At 43.8% G+C, this 2,321-nt stretch carries 1 protein-coding gene; it reads left to right on the top strand.

Features of this window, described 5'->3' with window-relative positions:
• Positions 1-147: 147 nt before the first annotated feature.
• Positions 148-1,917, top strand: coding sequence for a M3 family oligoendopeptidase (locus E2L07_RS20385; protein WP_134230521.1), 1,770 nt, complete (start codon positions 148-150; stop codon positions 1,915-1,917).
• The last annotated feature ends 404 nt before the right edge of the window (positions 1,918-2,321 follow it).

The following is a 2,321-nucleotide window of genomic DNA, read 5'->3' as shown; positions in this document are numbered from 1 at the left end:
CTGGAATTGGGTGTATGGTAACCTCAATTATCTACAGAAATCAGGGGGTGGCAATTTTTTTGCTTATAAAGCCCTCTAACATAGGATTTAATAACCTATTTTTATATAAAGTTTTGACAATACGAAGTAAATGGGAGGGATGTGGACATGAAGTATCCACAAGTCTGGGATTTGGACACCTTTTTTAAAGGTGGCAGCCAATCAAGCGATTTTCAACACTTTGTCAAAGAAACCGAGGAGCTTGTCGATAAGCTTGTCGCTTCAACGAGCGCAAAAATGACTCTTGCACAATTGGTTAATGAACTTGTTAATGTGCAAAAGGTCATGCAGCGGCTACGACATGGGGCGGCATTTGTAAGCTGTTTAAAAGCACAAAATGTAAAGGATGAGCACGCTGTCCAATGGCAAGGTAAACTGAATGAATTACAGGCGAAGCTGCAAAACATATGGGTCGAACTTGAAGCTACGTTTGTCCGAATGGAGGATGGTGAATGGCAGGAGCTGTTGAACCATCCGCAGCTGTCGGATATTACTTTTTCATTAAATGAACGGCGGCAAGCGGCAGCAGAGAAGCTTGCACCAGAACAAGAAAAATTAGCGGCTCAACTAGCCGCTGACGGGTACCATGCTTGGGGAGAAGTATACAATCAAGCCGTTGGGCGAATGGAAATTCCGTTTGAAGAGGATGGAGAGACGAAGCGCCTTTCACCGGGGCAGCTTTCAAATCGGCTAAGCAGTAAAGATCGAAAAGTAAGAAAACGAGCATCTAAAGCCTATGCAGAAGCATGGAAAAAAGAAGCACCTTTGTTTGCCTCCACATTAAATCATCTTGCCGGATTTCGTTTAAACTTGTACCGTGCGAGGGGCTGGAACGATGTACTAAAAGAGCCGCTCTTGATCAATCGAATGAAGAGGAAAACACTTGATGCGATGTGGTCAGTCATTAACGAGAACAAGCCGAAATTTTATGAATTTATGGACCGAAAAGCCAAGCTGCTTGGTGTCGATAAATTAGCAATGCATGATATCCACGCGCCGCTGCCAAACGGTGGCAATGATAAAATAGCGTATGATGATGCGTGTGAACTGATTATCCGTCATTTTCGAAAAGTAAGCCCGAAATTAGCTCGTTTTACAGAAGGTGCGCTGCGTGATGGCTGGGTTGAAGCGGAGGATCGGCCAGGAAAACGTCCAGGAGGTTTTTGTACATCCTTCCCCCTCGCGAAACAGTCGCGCATTTTCATGACGTACAACGGAACGATGTCGAATGTGGCTACGCTTGCCCATGAGCTAGGCCATGCTTACCACGGATATTGCTTGAAAGACAAGGCACCGCTAGCTCAGCGGTATGCGATGAATGTAGCAGAAACAGCGTCCACATTTGCAGAAACCATTGTCGCAGATGCTCTCGTTCAAGAAGCAAAGACAGAAACGTTAAAACTTTCACTGTTAGAAAATAAGGTTAATCGAGCGATTGCTTTCATTATGAACATCCACGCTCGTTTTCTGTTTGAAACTCGTTTCTATGAAGCACGGAAACAAAAGCGGCTGTCCGTGAAAGAGCTTTGTGACCTTATGGAGGAAGCGCAGCGTGAAGCTTATGGCAACCAGCTTTCCAGCTACTCCCCAACCCTTTGGGCTCATAAACTTCATTTTCATATTACCGGCGTGCCATTTTATAATTTCCCATACACATTCGGGTACTTATTTTCGATCGGGATTTACCAGCTAGCCCTTGAGAAAGGCGCCTCATTTGAGGATGATTACATTGCGTTGCTTCAAGATACGGCAAGCATGACAGTAGAGGAGCTAGCGTTAAAACATGTAGGGGCTGATTTAACGAAACGTGATTTTTGGCAGTCTGCCATGGATTTAATTATTAAGGACGTAGATCTATTTTTAGAGATGACATCGTAAAGAGGCTGGAATAAGTAAGAAAAAAGGTTCGAATCATGTTATTTTGATGATCCGAACCTTTTTTCTGTTATATACGCATAACTAGACGACGTTTCCAAGTTGCTTGTCAAAATCACGAAACGCCTGCGGGAAAAGGAAGAGCTGAAGACCCATCGGGGCGATTTCCCCCGTTTAGCTGAAGCCTTGTCCGCGGCAAGCAAGTGGTTTTTGAAACAATCAGACTCATAAAAATAACTTTATCCCAGCCCCTTTGGTTTTAGCATAAGCAAACATAACCTAGATTGTGTCAACCTTTTGTGGGAGGAGTATTTTCCATCCTCATATGTGTAAGCGAATTCAGGATTTTAGGGTTCTCCTCGTTGAGAATCTTATGGTTTTTAAAAGCCTTTCAAGTCTTTCAGTGC

Origin of the sequence: Halalkalibacterium halodurans (assembly GCF_004376175.1) — a bacterium.
GTDB classification, from domain to species: domain Bacteria; phylum Bacillota; class Bacilli; order Bacillales; family Bacillaceae_D; genus Halalkalibacterium; species Halalkalibacterium halodurans.
Note: the sequence above shows the minus strand (reverse complement) of the source record. Positions and strands in the feature narration are given on the sequence as shown.